Annotated in this window: 2 protein-coding genes; both read left to right on the plus strand. The window is 52.0% G+C overall.

The window, feature by feature from the left end; all coding sequences use genetic code 11:
- On the plus strand, window positions 1-391 hold a 391-nt coding region (locus BN93_RS15810; RefSeq protein ID WP_044261173.1), incomplete at its 5' end, for a leucine-rich repeat domain-containing protein.
- Window positions 392-498: 107 nt separating this feature from the next.
- Window positions 499-1,149, plus strand: a 651-nt coding sequence (locus tag BN93_RS15815) for a leucine-rich repeat domain-containing protein (RefSeq protein WP_157462919.1), incomplete at its 3' end; no start/stop codon positions are given.

Consider the following 1,149-nt stretch of genomic DNA (forward strand, 5'->3'; position numbering starts at 1 on the left):
CGTTCAGCACGTAAACATCCCTTCAACGGTGAGGGCTATCGGCTACAACTGCTTTTATTACACCGACATCGAAGAGGCCGTGCTGCCCGAAGGCATTAGCCGACTGGAAGATTGCACCTTCTACGCTTGCTATTCGCTGCGCAGGGTGGTGCTGCCTGCCAACCTTGAATATGTAGGGCGAGGCGTGTTCGACCTCTCCGATGGGCTGAAAACCATCGAGATACATGCCGCAACACCGCCTAGGTGCCACGCAGAAGCATTCGCAAACATTGGCACGAACCCCAAGCTGGAAGTGCCAAACGGCGACAAAAAGCCTTACCACGACAACGAAACCTGGGCTTCGCTCACCGACCATAAGGCAAAAAGCCAACGAAAGGCATTTGTGAAATAAAGGCTCATAGAGGGGCTTGAACGGCAACATCGCATGCCGCTCAGGCCCCTTTCGCTTACCTTGTCATGATAACTGCATAACATATCACACCTAAATATTTACACCTTATGAGAAAATTTATACTGCAATTGTTTTGCATCGCCTGCACGTTGAACGTAATGGCGCAAAAAGGAAAGTACAGCGACAAGGATCCTTACTTTAACCAAACCACCTTGCAAGTAACCAAAGCGGGCACGTTGGAGCAGGCTTTTGCCGAGGCCAACCCCGACGAGCATCAGGGATTACGCGTTATCGGACCGCTAAACGATGCCGACATGCGTTTTATTGCCAAGCTTGCCCGGCCCAGTTTGTTGGATGATTTGCACAGCATCAACCTGCAAGAGGCACAGGTGGAGCGCATTCCGGCGCATTGGTTGCAGGGGTTTACTTACGTAACCCACGTATATTTCCCCACCACACTTAAAGATGTGGGGGCGTATGCCTTTGCCTACACCAATTCGCTTTGCAAGGCCGACCTGCCCGAAGGCCTGAAAAGCATTGGCCAATGTGCCTTTGTAGGCACGAACATACGCCGCGTGAACCTGCCTGCATCGGTAGAAAAGATTGGCGAAGGGGCTTTTGCCCACCTTAAAAGTCTTACCGAGGTGAGCGTGCCTGCCGCCAACAACAACTTCGACCTTGTGGATAGCCTGCTTATCCGCAATGCCGACAACACGCTGTTGCAATGCTCTAAGAAAGGCACAGGCGAGGTACAAGTG

It is taken from the genome of Prevotella conceptionensis 9403948, from assembly GCF_000312305.1.
GTDB classification, from domain to species: domain Bacteria; phylum Bacteroidota; class Bacteroidia; order Bacteroidales; family Bacteroidaceae; genus Prevotella; species Prevotella conceptionensis.